The sequence below is a fragment of the Kitasatospora sp. NPDC088548 genome, assembly GCF_044753005.1.
GTDB lineage: Bacteria > Actinomycetota > Actinomycetes > Streptomycetales > Streptomycetaceae > Kitasatospora.
Genome location: NZ_JBIVMI010000005.1, coordinates 129,024 through 142,280 on the forward strand (window position 1 = coordinate 129,024; position 13,257 = coordinate 142,280).

Below are 13,257 nucleotides of genomic sequence, written 5' to 3' on the forward strand. Positions count from 1 at the left end.
CCCGTCGCTGTTCGTCCGTGCGAGCGCTCCGCGGGGGCCGGTGGTCCGTCATCGGGTGCCCGGCCCCCGGTGGGGAGGTGTCAGCCGCGCCAGGTCGGGGAGGCCGTCAGGGTGACCAGTTGGTCCATGGTCAGCACCTCGCGTCCGGGCAGCGGCGGGACGTCCGGCCAGACGCCGGGGGCGGTCTGAACGGCGCTCACCCGGGTGCCGTCCGGGTGGAGGGCCTCGACGGCCCAGGAGAGCACCGGGCCGTTCTCGTCCGAGTCCGCCTGTACCTCGCGGCGGACCACCGAGGTCCCGTCAGCGGTGCGGACGCGGGAGTTCGGATCGACGCTCGACTCGAAGGCCTCCCGGGTGATGACGGCGCCGCGCTGCGCGGTGAGTCCGAGGTGGGCCTGGCGGTCCCGGCCGGCCAGCGTCAGATCCGACTGGCCGTCGCCGAACCGGCCTTCGGGGACGGTGGCCGTCACGCCTTGGGGCAGCAGGGCGACGGCGGTCTCGGCGATCCTGGCCGCCGGGAGGCCGGAGAAGGCGGTCTTGGGGTACTTCGGGGCGACCAGTGCGCCGAACACCGGGTCCCAGTCGCCGCTGGTGACGATCGCGACCATCTGCGGCACGGTGATGGAGATGTCCGTCGCGGTGGCCGTCTGTCCGGGAGCGCCGGCGACGGCGTCCAGGCGGATGCGGCGTCCGTCCGGTCCGGTGGCGAGGACGGTCCGGGTGCGGTCCGCCGACCCCGGCCGCCCGGTGGCCGACTGCACCAGGACGATCGTCCCGTCGGGGCGGACCGTGCGCTCGCACTCGCCCGGCTGGTCCCCCGTCATGCACTCGGTGCCCTCGGTGCTCGCGTCGACCGGCAGGGCCACCCGTTCGGTGGTCAGGCTGAGCCGGGTGGGGCCGTGGCCGTCGTCGAACACGAAGACCACCTGGGGGCCGGCTTGTGGCGGCTGGACCTCCCCCAGGCCCGCGCCGTGGGCGTCGGACACCGTCCCGGGCGGCAGCAGCGTGCGGACGGTCCGTTCCATGAAGGCGCCGGTGATCGGCTGCTCGCCGGCCGGAGCGACGCCGCCGCCACCACCGCCCGGGAGCACGGCGGCGGCGGTCAGTGCGAGCAGGACCATCCCCGTGGACACGGCCAGCACGGCGGCGCGCCGGCGCCGGCGGATCACCCGGCCACGGGCGGCGGCACCGGCGGCGAACGCGGCCAGGTGCGGCCGAGGGGCCAGCTCGGCCGCCCCGCGCAGGGCGTTGGCGAGATCGTCCTCGTACGGCATGGTGCGGCTCTCCTCGGGCTGGGGTCCGGACGGGTTCGGCGTCACTTCGTGGCCAGTTCTGCGAGTTCGGTGCCGAGTACGGAGCGCAGCCGCTCCAGTGCCCGTCCGCTGCGGGTGCGGACCGCGCCCGCCCGCAGTTTCAGGGCCGCCGCCGTCTCCTCCACGCTGCGGTCCTCCCAGAACCGGAGCACCAGCACCGCCCGGTCCTGGGGCGGGAGTTGGGCGAGCGCGCGGAGCAGCGTCAGCCGCAGGAGCGGGTCGGCGTCGCTGACCGGCGTCTCGGAGAACGTGTCGGTGACGTGCTCGCCGCTGCTCTGGCGCCGCTTGTGCGTGAGGAAGGTGTTGACCAGGGTGGTCTGCGCGTAGCCGGCCGGGTTCGCCAGCCGCGAGACGGTGCGCCACCTGGCGAACATCCGGCCCAGCGTCTCCTGGGCCAGGTCCTCCGCCAGATGGGCGTCGCCGCCGGTGAGCAGGAACGCCGTTCTCACCAGGTGTGGACCGCGCCCGGCGGCGAACTCCAGGAAGTCCGCCGGCCGGTCGGGGGCCGGGTCGTGCTCCGTCGTGTGCCTCATGCCCTTCCAACGCGGTGGCGGTGCGATCGCGTCACAGCCCGCCCATGGACGGCGGGATGACCGCGGTGCGGGCGGGCTCAGCCGAGGACGACGGGTTCGCCGCTCAGCACGACGCCCGCCCGGCGCAGTTCGGTGATCGCGCGGTCGGTGCTGTCGGCGGCGATCCCGGCCGTGTAGTCGAGCAGGACGTGGACGGCGAAGCCGGCCCGTACGCCGTCCAGCGCGGTGGCCTTCACACAGTTGTCGGTGGCGATGCCGACGACGTCGACCTTGCCGACGCCCCGCGCGCGCAGCCAGTCCGCCAGGGACGTGCCGTCTTCGGCCGCGCCTTCGAAGCCGCTCTTGGAGGCGGAGTGCGCCCCCTTGTAGAAGACCTCGTCGACGGCCTCGGGGACGACGGGCGCGAAGTCCGGGTGGAAGGCGCTTCCCTCGGTGCCGGCCACGCAGTGCGCGGGGAAGGAGTTCTGGAAGTCCGGGTGGTCGGAGAAGTGGCTGCCCGGGTCGATGTGGTGGTCGCGGGTCGCGACGACGTGCGCGTACCGGTGGCCGGCCGAGCGCCGGACCAGGCGGGCGATGGCGGCGGCCCGGTCCGCTCCTCCCCCGACCGGGACGCTTCCTCCCTCGCAGAAGTCCTTCTGCACATCGACGACGATCAGTGCGCGGCTCACGGTAGGGCCTTTCTTTCGTGGGAACCCTTCGCCCCATCCGTGCCCCCGCCGCCGCGGGCGGGCGCACGACGGCCCGCTCATTCACCCGGCCGACCGCTCCGGTGCGGGGCGGCCGGGGCGGGTGCGACGATGGAGGCGACGGCGCCCGTCGATCCGACCCGTCCGTACCCGGCCCTCCGCATCCGGCCGCCCGCCTGCCGCGCCCGCGCGGGCGCGGCGTTCACGGCCGCGGCGGGAGGAGGAGGCCATGACAGCTCTCCCGTGCCCGCCCCGGGCCCAGGGGGCGCCGTGCCTGCGGGTGGCGGTGGTCGGCTCGGGTCCGGCCGGCCTCTACACGGCCGAGGCGCTGGTCCAGCAGGCCGCGTACGTCGCGGTGGACGTGCTGGAGCGGCTGCCCACCCCCTACGGGCTGGTGCGCTACGGCGTCGCCCCCGACCACCCGTCGATCAGGTCGATCGCGGACTACCTGCGGCGGGTGCTCGAACACCCGCGGGTGCGGTTCCTCGGCGGCCTGCGCCTGGGCGGGGAGGTGACCCGCGAGATGCTGCTCTCCTGCTACGACGCGGTGGTGTACGCGACCGGCGCGGCCCGGGACCGGACGCTGGGGGTGCCCGGCGAGGACCTGCCGGGCAGTGCCGCGGCCGCCGACTTCGTCCGCTGGTACTGCGGGCATCCGGACGTCGACCCGGCGATGTTCGGCCTCGGCGCCCGGGCGGTCGCGGTGATCGGGGCCGGCAACGTGGCCCTGGACGTGGCGCGGGTGCTGGCCCGCCCGGCCGCCGACTTCGGCGCCACCGACGTGCCGGAGCCGGTGCTCGCGGCCCTGGCGGCCAGCCGGGTCGAGGAGGTGCACGTCATCAGCCGCCGCGGGCCCGCCCAGGCCCGCTTCACCACCAGGGAGCTGCGCGAGCTCGGCGAGCTGCCGGGCGTCGACGTCACCGTCGAGGCGGCGCGCGGCGAACTCGACGGGGACGCCCCGGCCGGGGACGCCGGCGGCCCCGCGGCGCCGGACCGCCGGGTGCGGGGCAACCTGGCCGTGCTCGCGGACTGGGCCGGCCGGGAGCGGCGGGGCGGGCCCCGGCGGGTGTCGGTGCGGTTCTGGCGCCGGCCGGTGGAGATCCTCGGCACCGGCCGGGTGAGCGCGCTGCGCCTGGAGCGGACCGTGCCGGCGGAGCCGGGCCGGGCCGTCGGTACCGGCGTGTACGAGGTGCTCCCCGTGCAGCTGGTCCTGCGTTCGGTCGGCTACCGGTCCGTCCCGCTGGCCGGGGTGCCCTTCGACGCGCGGCGCGCCGTGGTGCCCAACGCCGAGGGGCGGGTGCTGGACGCCGACGGCCGGCCGCGGCCGGGCGAGTACGTCGTCGGCTGGCTCAAGCGCGGGCCCTTTGGGGTGATCGGGACCAACAGGGCCGACGCCGCGCAGACGGTCCGCGCCCTGCTCGCCGACCGGGCCCCGGGCGCGGTGCCGGCGCACCGGCCGGATCCGGCCGCGCCGCCGCTGGCCGACCAGCTGGCCGCCCGCGGCGTGCGTCCGGTGACCTACGCCGAGTGGCTCGGCATCGACGAGAGCGAGCACCGGAGCGCGGCCGTCCTCGGCCGGGGCGACCGGGTGAAGCTGAGCGGCTGGGAGGCCCTGAACACCGCGAGCGGCCACCGGCCGGGCGCCGCGCGGTGACCGTGGCCCGCCCGGGGGCCGCTGGATACCGTCGTGCGCCATGGACGACACACGACGGACCCTCGGCCGGCCGGCCGGCCCGACGGGTCCGGCCGCGGGAGCCGGGGCCCGCGGCCGGGTCTGGTACGCCGCCTACGGCTCGAACATGCACGCCGGCCGGCTGGCCTGCTACCTGCGCGGCGGCCGGCCCGCGGGCGGCGCCCGGACGTATCCCGGGTGCCGGGACACCCGGCCGCCCGAACGGACGGCTCCGGTGCTGCTGCCCGGGCTGCTGTACTTCGCCCTGGAGTCGCTCGTGTGGACCGGCGGGATGGCCTTCTACGACCCTGACGGGCCCGGCCGGATGCCCGCCCGCGCCTATCTGGTCACCACCGGGCAGCTCAGTGACATCGCCGCCCAGGAGATGCGCCGGGAGCCGGGCGCCGACCTCGACCTGGCACCCGTGCTCGGCACCGGCCGCGACCGGTTCGGCCCCGGCCGGTACGAGACGCTCGTGTGCCCCGGCACCCTCGGCGGCCTGCCCGTCCTGACCCTCACCGCGCCGTGGCGGCTGGACGGCGCCGACCTCAGCCCGCCCTCCCCCGCCTACCTCCGCCACCTCGCCGCCGGCCTCGCCGAGGCCCACGGCTGGAGCCCGCGACGGGCCGCCGGCTACCTGGCCACCCGCCCCGGCGCCGCCGGGCACTGGACCCCGGCCGGTGTCCTCGCGGCCCTGGAGGAGGCCGCGCGCAACCCCTGACCACGGCCCCCGCGGCCGGGAGGAGCCGTGCCCCTGAACCGGAACGGCCGTGCCGGTCCCGGTTTCCCCGGCCCGGGGGCCGGGTCCTACACTGTCAGGCTCCGCACCGCCTGACACCCCGTTGGAGAACGACCCGGTGACCACCCTTGCCGAGAGCCAGGGCATCGATCTGCCGCAGTTGTCGGACGCCCTGGTCCGCCTCGTGAACCTCGTCTTCGGCCCCGGCGCCGTCGCGTCGTTCCTCATCGCGGTGATCGCCGCCGGAACGTGCTACCAGTGGGGGCGCGGCACCTACCGGGCCACCCGGCGCACGGGCCGCACGGTACTGGCCGCGGCGCGCTTCAGCATCCGGCACGTGCGCCAAGTCCCCGTCCCCCGGCGGATCCTGGCTTCCTGCGCGAGCCTGGCGGTGCTCTGCCTCCAGGCCGCCTGGCTGTACACGACGCACGTGTTCGCCTGCGTCCTCGCCGCGAACTTCAGCGACGACGCGGGCGGCGGTTTCGACGAGATCGTCCGGTGGGAGGGCTGGAGCCCGTACTACACGCTGACGTGCGCCGCTCTCGCGCTGCTCGCCTACGTCCTCGTGCTCAGGAGCGACGGCGGCGCCGTGCCGCTGCTCGGTCTGCTGGCGGCTCTCGTGCCCGTGCTCTGCGCGGCTCCGGTCGTGCTCATCGCCGTCTTCGCCACGGTCGTCGCGGCCCTCGTCCAGCTCTTCGGTTCCGGCCATTCCTGGTCCGACGCCGGGTACTTCTGGCTGGTCGGCCTCGTTCTGCTCGCCTACGCGGCGACGGGCTACGCCGCGCTGACCGCCACCAGGCGCACGGCCGCCGCCTGGCGCCGCCCCGGGCCGTGACCGGCCGCGGCCCGACGCCGTCCTCGAACTGCCGTACGGCGTACGCCACATCGGCCTCACCGTGCCCGCGCGGATCCGGCCCCGGGCGAAGGGCCCGGTGTCCCCCGGTCGGGTCGGGTTCGCGAAAACACGCATGAACGGCCGCCCGATGAGGGATGATCACAGCCGGGAGTCCGAACGGGCCCCCGAGGGGGTACGGGAAAGCGCGGGGGCACCAGGATGCGGGAGACGGCAACACGCCAGCGTCTGTTGGAACACCTCGGCGAGCAGCTCGCCTGGTGGGGCGCGCCCGTTCCGGAGGATCCGGGTACGGGCGAACTCGCCGAACTGGCCCACGAGCTCGCCGCCTGGCGGGCCCGGCACAACGACGAGCGCATGCAGGCGGCGGCCGTCCTGCTGGAGAGCGCCGCACACCGTCTCGACGCCTGCGCGCGGCTCTTCGGCGCCGCCCACGTCCTGCAGCACTGGCACCTCTCCCACGCCCGCCGCGATCTCGGCCGCGCCCAGGCCTGCCTCCAGCAGCCGTCGGCCCTGCCCTCGTCCGGCTGACCACCTGACCGCCTGACCGCCTGACCGGTCGCGCACGCCAATGGGTGTGCCGCACGCGCAGGCGGGCGGGGCTGGTTCAGTCCGTGCTCAGCGGCACGTCGCTGAGGCGCTGCACACCGGCGAGTATCCGGGGCGCGGTGGTGTCCAGGCCGCCCGGCAGGATGACCAGGGGGCTGCCGAACCGCCGGGTCAGGGCGGCCGCCCGGGCCGCGGGCCGGGAGAAGGGCAGGACCGACGGCAGCGCGGGCAGTGTGACGCCCGGCCGGGCGACGAAGACCACGGCGGCCGGCCGCCGGCCGCCGCCGGGGCCCCAGCGGACCTCGCTCAGGTCCGGCCAGGGGACGGTGCGCCGGCCGTGGACGGTGACCCCTTCGGCATCCAGACGCACCAGGCAGCCCATGGCCCGCAGGCGACGGCGCACGGTCAGCACGAAGACCGCACCCCCCGCACCGAACGCGAGGGTGGCGCACCCCAGCGGGAAGGAGAGGCCGCTGGAGGGATCGAGCAGCAGCCGCAGGGAGAGCAGGACCGGGAAGGACAAGCCCAGCAGAACAGGGGCGAAGCCCCAGGGCCTGAGCCGGACTTCCAGCGGGGACAGGTCCTGGCGGTACGCGTCGGCGGAGGACATGCGGGCAGCGTACGCGGCGGCCGGGCACCGTCCCGCACCGGGTACGGCGTCAACGGGCGTGGCCGGGAGTGGAGTTCGCCCTGGCGCGGGAGGACTCGCGGCGGGCCGGCGCCGGCGGACCGCCCGGGCGGCCGCGCGCCGTCCCGTTCTGGTGGAATGACCGGCATGACGACGCTTCGCGACAAGGCCCTGCTGTTCCGCTCGCTGCACGTCCCCGGCCGGCCCCTGGTGCTGCCCAACGCCTGGGACGTCGCCTCCGCGCGGATCGTGGCGCAGGCCGGCGCCGCCGCGGTCGCCACCACCAGTGCGGGCGTCGCGTGGGCCCTGGGCCACGGCGACGGCGACCGCCTGGACCGGGACCTGGGCCTCGGCCTGGTCGCCCGGGTCGCCGCCGCGGTCGACGTTCCCGTGACGGCCGATGTCGAGAGCGGCTACGCGTCCGCCCCCGCCGGGGTGGCCGAGACCGTGCGCGGTGTCCTCGCCGCCGGAGCCGTCGGCATCAACCTGGAGGACTCGCTCCGCTCGGGCCCCGACCCGCTGCGCCCCGTCCGGGAGCAGTGCGAGCGGATCGCGGCGGCCCGCGGCGCCGCGGACGGCGCCGGTGTGCCGCTGTTCGTCAACGCCCGGATCGACACCCACCGTCTGCCGGGCGGTGACCCCTCGGTGTGGCGGAGGGAGACCCTGGCCAGGGCGGAGGCCTACGTGGCGGCCGGCGCCGACGGGGTGTTCGTGCTCGGCACGCCGGACGCGGCGGCCGTCACGGCGCTCACGGAGGCGGTGCCCGTTCCGGTGAACGTCCTGGCCGGCCCCGGGGGTTGGGCCGTGTCCGCGCTCGCGGCGCTGGGCGTCGCCCGCGTCAGCGCCGGGTCCTCGATCGCGGAGGCGGCGTACGGGCTGGTCGCGCGCGCCGCCCGGGAGCTGCTCACCGACGGCACCTGCCGGGCCCTGGAGGGCGGGCTCGCCTACGGCGAGCTCAACGCGCTGCTGCTGGCGGAGCCCCGCCGCTGACCCGCGGTCGGGACCGGGGCCGGCGGCGGGCAGCGGGCGGTACGGGCGGTGCGGAGGAGAGGGGCGCGGCCCGGTCAGCAGGACAGGTTGCCGCCGGCGTCGGTGCCGAGGACGCCGGCGAAGTTCTGGTAGAGGTTGATGCGGTCCTGGCGCTCGCCGGGGTTGTTGCCGTTGCACTCCAGGGCGCCGTTGATGCTGCGGATCGTCTCGCCGAAGCCCCTGTTGTTGACCATCGCGTCGTGCGGGGTCATCGTGCCGGCGCCCTTCTGGGTGTTCCAGAACCACAGGCCGGTCTTCCAGGAGACGGCGGCGTCCCTCTCCACCAGGTACGGGTTGTTCAGCAGGTCGATGTGCAGGGCGTCGCCGGCGGCCTTGTAGTTGTAGTTCCAGCTCAGCTGCAGCGGGCCGCGCCCGTAGTAGGCGCTCTGCCCGGCCGGGCAGCCGTACGGCTGCGAAGTGTCGCAGTAGTGCGGGTAGTTGGCGGTGTTCTGCTCGACGATGTACTTCAGGCCGCCGGTCTCGTGGCTCACGTTGGCGAGGAAGGCCGCCGCCTCGCGCTTGCGGACCGTGTCGCCGCCGGTGGCGGCGAAGCCGGGGTAGGCGCTCAGCGCGTCGGTCAGGCCCTGGTAGGTGTAGAAGGAATTGCGGTTCGGGAACATCTGGTTGAACTGGGCCTGGCTGACCACGAATGTGCCGGCGGCGGCCGAGGCGGCCGTCGGGGCGGCCAGGGCCAGCGCACCCGTGACGGCGGCCGAGGTCATGGCGGCAAGGACGCGGAATGCGGACATCTTCACTCCTCCGGCGGCGCGGACGTGCCGCGTGGGTTCACCTGACGGACGCTCCGGTGATTCGGGGGCGAAACACCGGGGCAATCGTCGCGCGGATTTCCCGGGTGCCGGGGAAGTCTGAGCGAAACCACTCTTTCGCTGAAGGACCGGTCGCCGGGTTGACGACGGGTCGGGGCGTGCGCGGGCTCCCGCCACCCGGCCGCCGCCCGGCGGCAGGTGCGGATCGCGGCGCCGGTGGAACCGCGGCCGCCGGGGCCGCCGGGGCCGCCGGGGCCGGAACCGGAGGTCCGCGGGGACGGCTGCCCTGCAGGAGCAGCGGTCGGCGGGGCGGCGGGGGGTGCGGTGGGGGGTGCGGCCGGGGCGGGTGGTCAGCCCCAGATCATGTCGCCGGGCGGGAGCGGCGTGGCGGTCGGGGCCGGGGTCGGCACGGCGGTGGTGGCGGTGGTGGTGGCGGGCCGGTCCGGGGCTGCCTCGGCGGCGGCGAGGGCGGGGACCAGGCCGGCGAGGGCGAGGGCGAGGGTGGTGACCGCGGCGGCCCTGGCGATGGTGGTACGGAACACGGTGGTATCCCCTTCGGATGCGACGTGGCGGTGGATTCCGGTGCTCGCGTCCCGCGGTGACGCTTCGTCCGGTGTGCCTCCCGGGCGGTGCTCCCTGGTGGCGAGTACCAGCTTCGTCGCGGCTCCGGCCCTCCGGAAGGGTTCTCCGGTGGACGGAAACGTCCCCGGACCGTTCCGGCCAGGACCGGCGCGGGCCGCCGCCCGGCGAAGGGGTGCGCGTGGGCACGGCGGGCCGGTCCGGGGCGTCACCCGGCTTCCGGGGGACGGGGGTCCGGGCCCCCGCACACCGGCGGCGTGCGGGGGCGCACCGGTCCTCAGTCGCCCTGGGCGGTGGGGCGGTGGTGGACGTACTCGACCTCCGTGCCGTCGGGGTGGCGGGCGTTGAAGCCGGCACCGGTGGGGACCTTCTGGAGCGGGAAGGTGATCTGCGCGCCCTCGGCGACGAGCCGGTCGTAGTACGGCTGCACGTCGTCCACCAGCAGCGTGCCGGCCGTGGCGCGGAAGGGCCGCAGGTCCTCCTCCGTGCCCGAGATGAGGAGGAACGCGCCGACGGTGGCCAGCCGCAGGGGGCCGAAGGAGAACCTGGCGTCCGTCTCGGTGCCCTGGAGCCGCTCGTAGAAGGCGATGCCCTCGTCGAGGCCGTCGGGCCGCAGGAAGACCCGGACGAGGACGCGGGGTTCGGTCAGGTGGGAGGAGTCGTTGCGCCGCCGCCACACCAGGGGTGTCTGCTGTTCTGCTGTCATGCCGTCAGCCTCGCGCGCCCCGCCCGGCCGGGGCAGGCCACCGTTCATGGGGTGAGCCCTGCTCATAGGAACAGCCCCGGCCCCCGCAGGAGCGGCCTCGTAGGAGCGGCCTCGTAGGATCGGGGCATGGACGTGTCGCTGCGCCGTGAGCTCGGTGCCCATCTGCGGGCCGCGCGGGCGCAGGTGGGCCCGCAGGACGTCGGCCTCGGCAGCGGCGGCCGGCGCCGTGCCCCGGGGCTGCGGCGCGAGGAGGTCGCCGCGCTGGCCGGCGTCAGCGTCGCCTGGTACACGTGGCTGGAGCAGGGGCGTGTGGCCACGTCGCGGCAGGTCATCGACGCGGTCTGCCGGGCGCTGCGGATGGACCCGGACGCCCACCGGCACGCCCTGGCGCTGGCCGGGTTCCTGCCCGCTCCCCCGCTCCCCCGCTGGCCGGGCGGCCGGAACGGGCCGGGGCCGGGCCGCAGACGCTGGCGCTCGTCGGCAGCTGGCACGCCACCCCGGCGCTGGTCATGGACGAGCGGTTCGACATCCTGGCGGGCAACGCGGCCCACCGCCGCCTGTGGGGCGATCCCGGCGAGCTCCCCGACGAGCGGCGCAACCTGCTGCTGCAACTCGCCGCCGGGCCCGGCGGCCGCTACCGGATCGCCGACCGGGAACCGCTGCTGCGCGGCCTGTACGAGCAGTTCCGCACCGCCGTCGGCCACGTCCCGGACGACCCCAGGGCCTCGGAGATCGTCCGGCTCCTCCACCGGGAGCGGCCCGACGCCGCGCACTGGTGGCAGTGCCGCACGGTCGCCGACTTCCGGCCCACCACGGTCGAGGTGACGGACACCGGGGACGCCGCGCACGTGCTGCGGCTGACGTTCTCCCTGCTGCGCCCGGTGGCCGAGCCCGGGGTGCTGCTGCTCGCCCAGACGGCGGCCGACACCGCCACCGGCGAACTGCTCGCCCGGCCCCCGGACCACTAGCCCGCGCGTTTCGGCCGGGCTCCGCCAAGCCGGGTTGACGGCGTTGGCGGTGTTCTGCTGTGCGGGTGTGGTCGCGGGGCATGCCGAGGGCCCGGCGTGGTGGCCGCCGGTGGCGTCCGCGGGCTCCGCGGACGGGGAACGCGACGCGGAAAAGCGGATGCGCCGGGAAACCGGCCGGGCTAGGGTTCCGGGCCATGTGGCTTTTCTTCCAGATCTACGGCTGACGCCGGGCGGGGCAGTGCCCCGATCCCGTGCCGCGCACCCGCGCGCCCTCCCGCGACAGGCTCGGCCGGCGGGACGGTTTCACGCGGCGCTGCGCCAATTCCCTTTCGCCGCAGACCCGAAGTGGAGTTCGATCTTCCATGACCCGTCGCCGTGCCCATATCGCGATGGTCGGCATCCCGGCCGTCAGCCACGTCCTTCCGAGCCTTGAGATCATCCGCGAGCTGGTGGCTCGCGGGCACCGGGTGACGTACGCCAACGACTCGGCGGTGGCCGACCTGATCTCGGCCACCGGCGCCGAGTTCGTGCCGTACCGCTCAAGCCTGCCGGTCGACGACAACGCCTGGCCCGAGGACCCCATCGGCGCGATGGACGTCTTCCTCGACGACGCCGTCCAGGCGCTCCCGCAACTGCGCGCCGCCTACGACGACGATCGCCCGGACCTCTACCTGTACGACATCGGCGGCTACGTCGCACGCGTCCTCGCGGAGTCACAGGGCAGGCCGATCGTCCAGCTGTCCCCGACCTATGTGGCCTGGGACGGCCACAAGCAGGAAGTCGAAGCACAGCTGTGGCAACTGCCGGGCGCGGAGGCCTTCCTGGCGAAGGGCGCGCGCTGGCTCGCCGAGAACGGGGCGGCCACCACGGACGCGGCCGACTTCCTGGGCCGCCCCGCGCGGGTGCTGGCGACGGTTCCACGGGCCATGCAGCCGAACGCGGACCGGGTCGACACCGAGGTGGTGACCTTCGTCGGCCCCTGCTTCGCCGGGCGGGCGGGGGAAAGCCGCTGGGAGCGTCCGGCCGGCGCGGAGAAGGTGCTGCTGGTCTCGCTGGGGTCCTCGTTCACACGCCGGCCGGAGTTCTACCGCCAGTGTCTGGCGGCCTACGGGGACCTGCCCGGCTGGCACGTCGTCCTCCAGATCGGCAAGTACACCGGTCCGAAGGAACTGGGAAAGATCCCGGCCAACGTCGAGGTGCACTCCTGGGTGCCTCAACTGGCGGTGCTGGAACAGGCGGACGCGTTCGTCACCCATGCGGGCATGGGCGGCAGCAGCGAGGGCCTGTACACCGGCGTGCCGATGATCGCCGTCCCACAGGCCGTCGACCAGTTCACCAACGCCGACCGGCTGGTGGAACTGGGCGTGGCCCGCCGGATCGACACAGCGGAGGCGACGGGGGAAACGCTGCTGGCAGCGCTGACGGAGCTCGTCGCGGATCCGGAGGTGGCCCGCCGCCTGGCGCAGCTGCGTGCGCAGACGCGAGCCGAGGGCGGTACGCGGCGGGCGGCCGATCTCATCGAGGAGGAGTTGAGCCTCGCGGAGGCCGCCGGGCAGGCGGCGAACGGCGCGGAGGCCGCCGCCCGCTGAGGCGGGTCCGACCGGGGATTGCCGCCGGCCCGGCTTCGAGCGCCTCTCGAGGCCGGGCCGGCTGCCGCGAGCGGACGGTCCGGCCGTCACGAAGGTGGAGATACTCCTCCGGAATGTGCGAGGGCGCGGGGATCATGAGGCCGGGGGGGGAATGATCCGGTGCGTCCAAGTGCTGCCGTGCCGGCCGTCGCCGTTGGGGCAGTACTGGGCCTGTCGGCCTGTTCGCACCATTGGCCCGCACAGGCCGCGGGCAGCACGCCCCCCGCTGCGGTGCCCCTGCAGGACCGGCTGCGCGAAGGTCTGCCGACAGCCGGCCAGCTCCCCTCCGAATTCCAGTTGCTGACAGACGAGACCGACTCCGCCACGGCCGGCACACCGGCCTCCGGCGCCCCGATCGCGTCGATGCCGTGCCCGGGACTCTCGCCCGGCCACTTCCTGACGGCCCGCGCCCGGCCCCTGGAGGACGTGGCGGTGGGGCTGGAGAAGCCTTCCGTCGACGCGGACGGCTTCGGCTGGTTCGGCCAGGAGTCGCTCGACCGCTACGCGCCCGGCCAGGCCGCCGCCGTCCTGGCCGCCATCCGCAGCACCGCGCAGCGCTGCGCCTCCTGCACGGACACGCTCCCCGTCGGGGTTCCCCGACGGTGAA

Annotated in this window: 15 protein-coding genes and 1 pseudogene; 9 read left to right on the forward strand and 7 right to left on the reverse strand. The window is 75.6% G+C overall.

The window, feature by feature from the left end:
- Positions 1-80: 80 nt before the first annotated feature.
- From ACIP82_RS09715 to ACIP82_RS09725, 3 genes are all read right to left on the reverse strand, one after another.
- Positions 81-1,274: a hypothetical protein gene (locus tag ACIP82_RS09715; protein WP_400652545.1), complete on the reverse strand. Its 1,194-nt coding sequence runs from the start codon at positions 1,272-1,274 to the stop codon at positions 81-83.
- A gap of 41 nt (positions 1,275-1,315) precedes the next feature.
- Positions 1,316-1,846, reverse strand: coding sequence for a SigE family RNA polymerase sigma factor (locus ACIP82_RS09720; RefSeq protein WP_400652547.1), 531 nt, complete (start codon positions 1,844-1,846; stop codon positions 1,316-1,318).
- Between the two features lie 77 nt (positions 1,847-1,923).
- Complete coding sequence (locus ACIP82_RS09725; protein ID WP_400652550.1) at positions 1,924-2,514, reverse strand: isochorismatase family protein; 591 nt, start codon at positions 2,512-2,514, stop codon at positions 1,924-1,926.
- A 247-nt stretch (positions 2,515-2,761) separates the two neighbouring features.
- On the opposite strand from ACIP82_RS09725, the gene ACIP82_RS09730 reads away from it, so the two are divergent.
- The 4 genes from ACIP82_RS09730 (at position 2,762) to ACIP82_RS09745 (ending at position 6,327) form a co-directional block, all read left to right on the forward strand.
- Positions 2,762-4,186, forward strand: a complete 1,425-nt coding sequence (locus ACIP82_RS09730; protein WP_400652553.1) for an FAD-dependent oxidoreductase — start codon at positions 2,762-2,764, stop codon at positions 4,184-4,186.
- A 40-nt stretch (positions 4,187-4,226) separates the two neighbouring features.
- On the forward strand, positions 4,227-4,925 hold the full coding sequence (locus ACIP82_RS09735) for a histone deacetylase (protein ID WP_400652556.1): 699 nt from the start codon (positions 4,227-4,229) through the stop codon (positions 4,923-4,925).
- Positions 4,926-5,061: 136 nt separating this feature from the next.
- Positions 5,062-5,778 carry a hypothetical protein gene (locus ACIP82_RS09740; RefSeq protein ID WP_400652558.1) on the forward strand — a complete coding sequence of 239 codons (717 nt, stop codon included), beginning with the start codon at positions 5,062-5,064 and terminating at the stop codon, positions 5,776-5,778.
- 219 nt (positions 5,779-5,997) lie between these two features.
- The gene (locus ACIP82_RS09745; protein ID WP_363606088.1) at positions 5,998-6,327 is read left to right on the forward strand and encodes a hypothetical protein; all 330 of its coding nucleotides are present in this window, start codon (positions 5,998-6,000) and stop codon (positions 6,325-6,327) included.
- Between the two features lie 76 nt (positions 6,328-6,403).
- On the opposite strand, the gene ACIP82_RS09750 is transcribed toward ACIP82_RS09745, so the two are convergent.
- Positions 6,404-6,955, reverse strand: a complete 552-nt coding sequence (locus ACIP82_RS09750; protein ID WP_363606089.1) for a hypothetical protein — start codon at positions 6,953-6,955, stop codon at positions 6,404-6,406.
- Between the two features lie 156 nt (positions 6,956-7,111).
- On the opposite strand from ACIP82_RS09750, the gene ACIP82_RS09755 reads away from it, so the two are divergent.
- The gene (locus tag ACIP82_RS09755) at positions 7,112-7,963 is read left to right on the forward strand and encodes an isocitrate lyase/phosphoenolpyruvate mutase family protein (protein ID WP_363606091.1); all 852 of its coding nucleotides are present in this window, start codon (positions 7,112-7,114) and stop codon (positions 7,961-7,963) included.
- Between the two features lie 74 nt (positions 7,964-8,037).
- On the opposite strand, the gene ACIP82_RS09760 is transcribed toward ACIP82_RS09755, so the two are convergent.
- From ACIP82_RS09760 to ACIP82_RS09770, 3 genes are all read right to left on the reverse strand, one after another.
- The gene (locus ACIP82_RS09760) at positions 8,038-8,751 is read right to left on the reverse strand and encodes a chitinase (protein WP_363606093.1); all 714 of its coding nucleotides are present in this window, start codon (positions 8,749-8,751) and stop codon (positions 8,038-8,040) included.
- A gap of 368 nt (positions 8,752-9,119) precedes the next feature.
- Positions 9,120-9,311 (reverse strand): hypothetical protein, encoded by a 192-nt coding sequence (locus ACIP82_RS09765; RefSeq protein ID WP_363606095.1) that lies wholly within the window; start codon positions 9,309-9,311, stop codon positions 9,120-9,122.
- Between the two features lie 314 nt (positions 9,312-9,625).
- Positions 9,626-10,054, reverse strand: a complete 429-nt coding sequence (locus tag ACIP82_RS09770) for a VOC family protein (RefSeq protein WP_400652563.1) — start codon at positions 10,052-10,054, stop codon at positions 9,626-9,628.
- A gap of 126 nt (positions 10,055-10,180) precedes the next feature.
- Between ACIP82_RS09770 and ACIP82_RS09775 the strand changes: the two are divergent.
- From ACIP82_RS09775 to ACIP82_RS09790, 4 genes and pseudogenes are all read left to right on the forward strand, one after another.
- Positions 10,181-10,423, forward strand: a pseudogene (locus ACIP82_RS09775) (helix-turn-helix domain-containing protein); the annotation flags it as partial.
- Positions 10,345-11,022 carry a hypothetical protein gene (locus tag ACIP82_RS09780; protein WP_400652566.1) on the forward strand — a complete coding sequence of 226 codons (678 nt, stop codon included), beginning with the start codon at positions 10,345-10,347 and terminating at the stop codon, positions 11,020-11,022. The pseudogene ACIP82_RS09775 and the gene ACIP82_RS09780, both read left to right, overlap by 79 nt.
- A 362-nt stretch (positions 11,023-11,384) precedes the next feature.
- Positions 11,385-12,611 (forward strand): macrolide family glycosyltransferase, encoded by a 1,227-nt coding sequence (locus tag ACIP82_RS09785; RefSeq protein ID WP_400652569.1) that lies wholly within the window; start codon positions 11,385-11,387, stop codon positions 12,609-12,611.
- Positions 12,612-12,881: 270 nt separating this feature from the next.
- Positions 12,882-13,256 carry a hypothetical protein gene (locus tag ACIP82_RS09790; protein WP_400652572.1) on the forward strand — a complete coding sequence of 125 codons (375 nt, stop codon included), beginning with the start codon at positions 12,882-12,884 and terminating at the stop codon, positions 13,254-13,256.
- The last annotated feature ends 1 nt before the right edge of the window (position 13,257 follow it).

Coding starts and splice junctions, on each gene's coding strand:
- ACIP82_RS09735 (WP_400652556.1), top strand. CDS start 4,227: ATGGACGACACACGACGGACCCTCGGCCGGCCGGCCGGCCCGACGGGT.
- ACIP82_RS09755 (WP_363606091.1), top strand. CDS start 7,112: ATGACCGGCATGACGACGCTTCGCGACAAGGCCCTGCTGTTCCGCTCG.
- ACIP82_RS09715 (WP_400652545.1), bottom strand. CDS start 1,274: ATGCCGTACGAGGACGATCTCGCCAACGCCCTGCGCGGGGCGGCCGAG.
- ACIP82_RS09745 (WP_363606088.1), top strand. CDS start 5,998: ATGCGGGAGACGGCAACACGCCAGCGTCTGTTGGAACACCTCGGCGAG.
- ACIP82_RS09760 (WP_363606093.1), bottom strand. CDS start 8,751: ATGTCCGCATTCCGCGTCCTTGCCGCCATGACCTCGGCCGCCGTCACG.
- ACIP82_RS09785 (WP_400652569.1), top strand. CDS start 11,385: ATGACCCGTCGCCGTGCCCATATCGCGATGGTCGGCATCCCGGCCGTC.
- ACIP82_RS09750 (WP_363606089.1), bottom strand. CDS start 6,955: ATGTCCTCCGCCGACGCGTACCGCCAGGACCTGTCCCCGCTGGAAGTC.
- ACIP82_RS09720 (WP_400652547.1), bottom strand. CDS start 1,846: ATGAGGCACACGACGGAGCACGACCCGGCCCCCGACCGGCCGGCGGAC.
- ACIP82_RS09770 (WP_400652563.1), bottom strand. CDS start 10,054: ATGACAGCAGAACAGCAGACACCCCTGGTGTGGCGGCGGCGCAACGAC.
- ACIP82_RS09730 (WP_400652553.1), top strand. CDS start 2,762: ATGACAGCTCTCCCGTGCCCGCCCCGGGCCCAGGGGGCGCCGTGCCTG.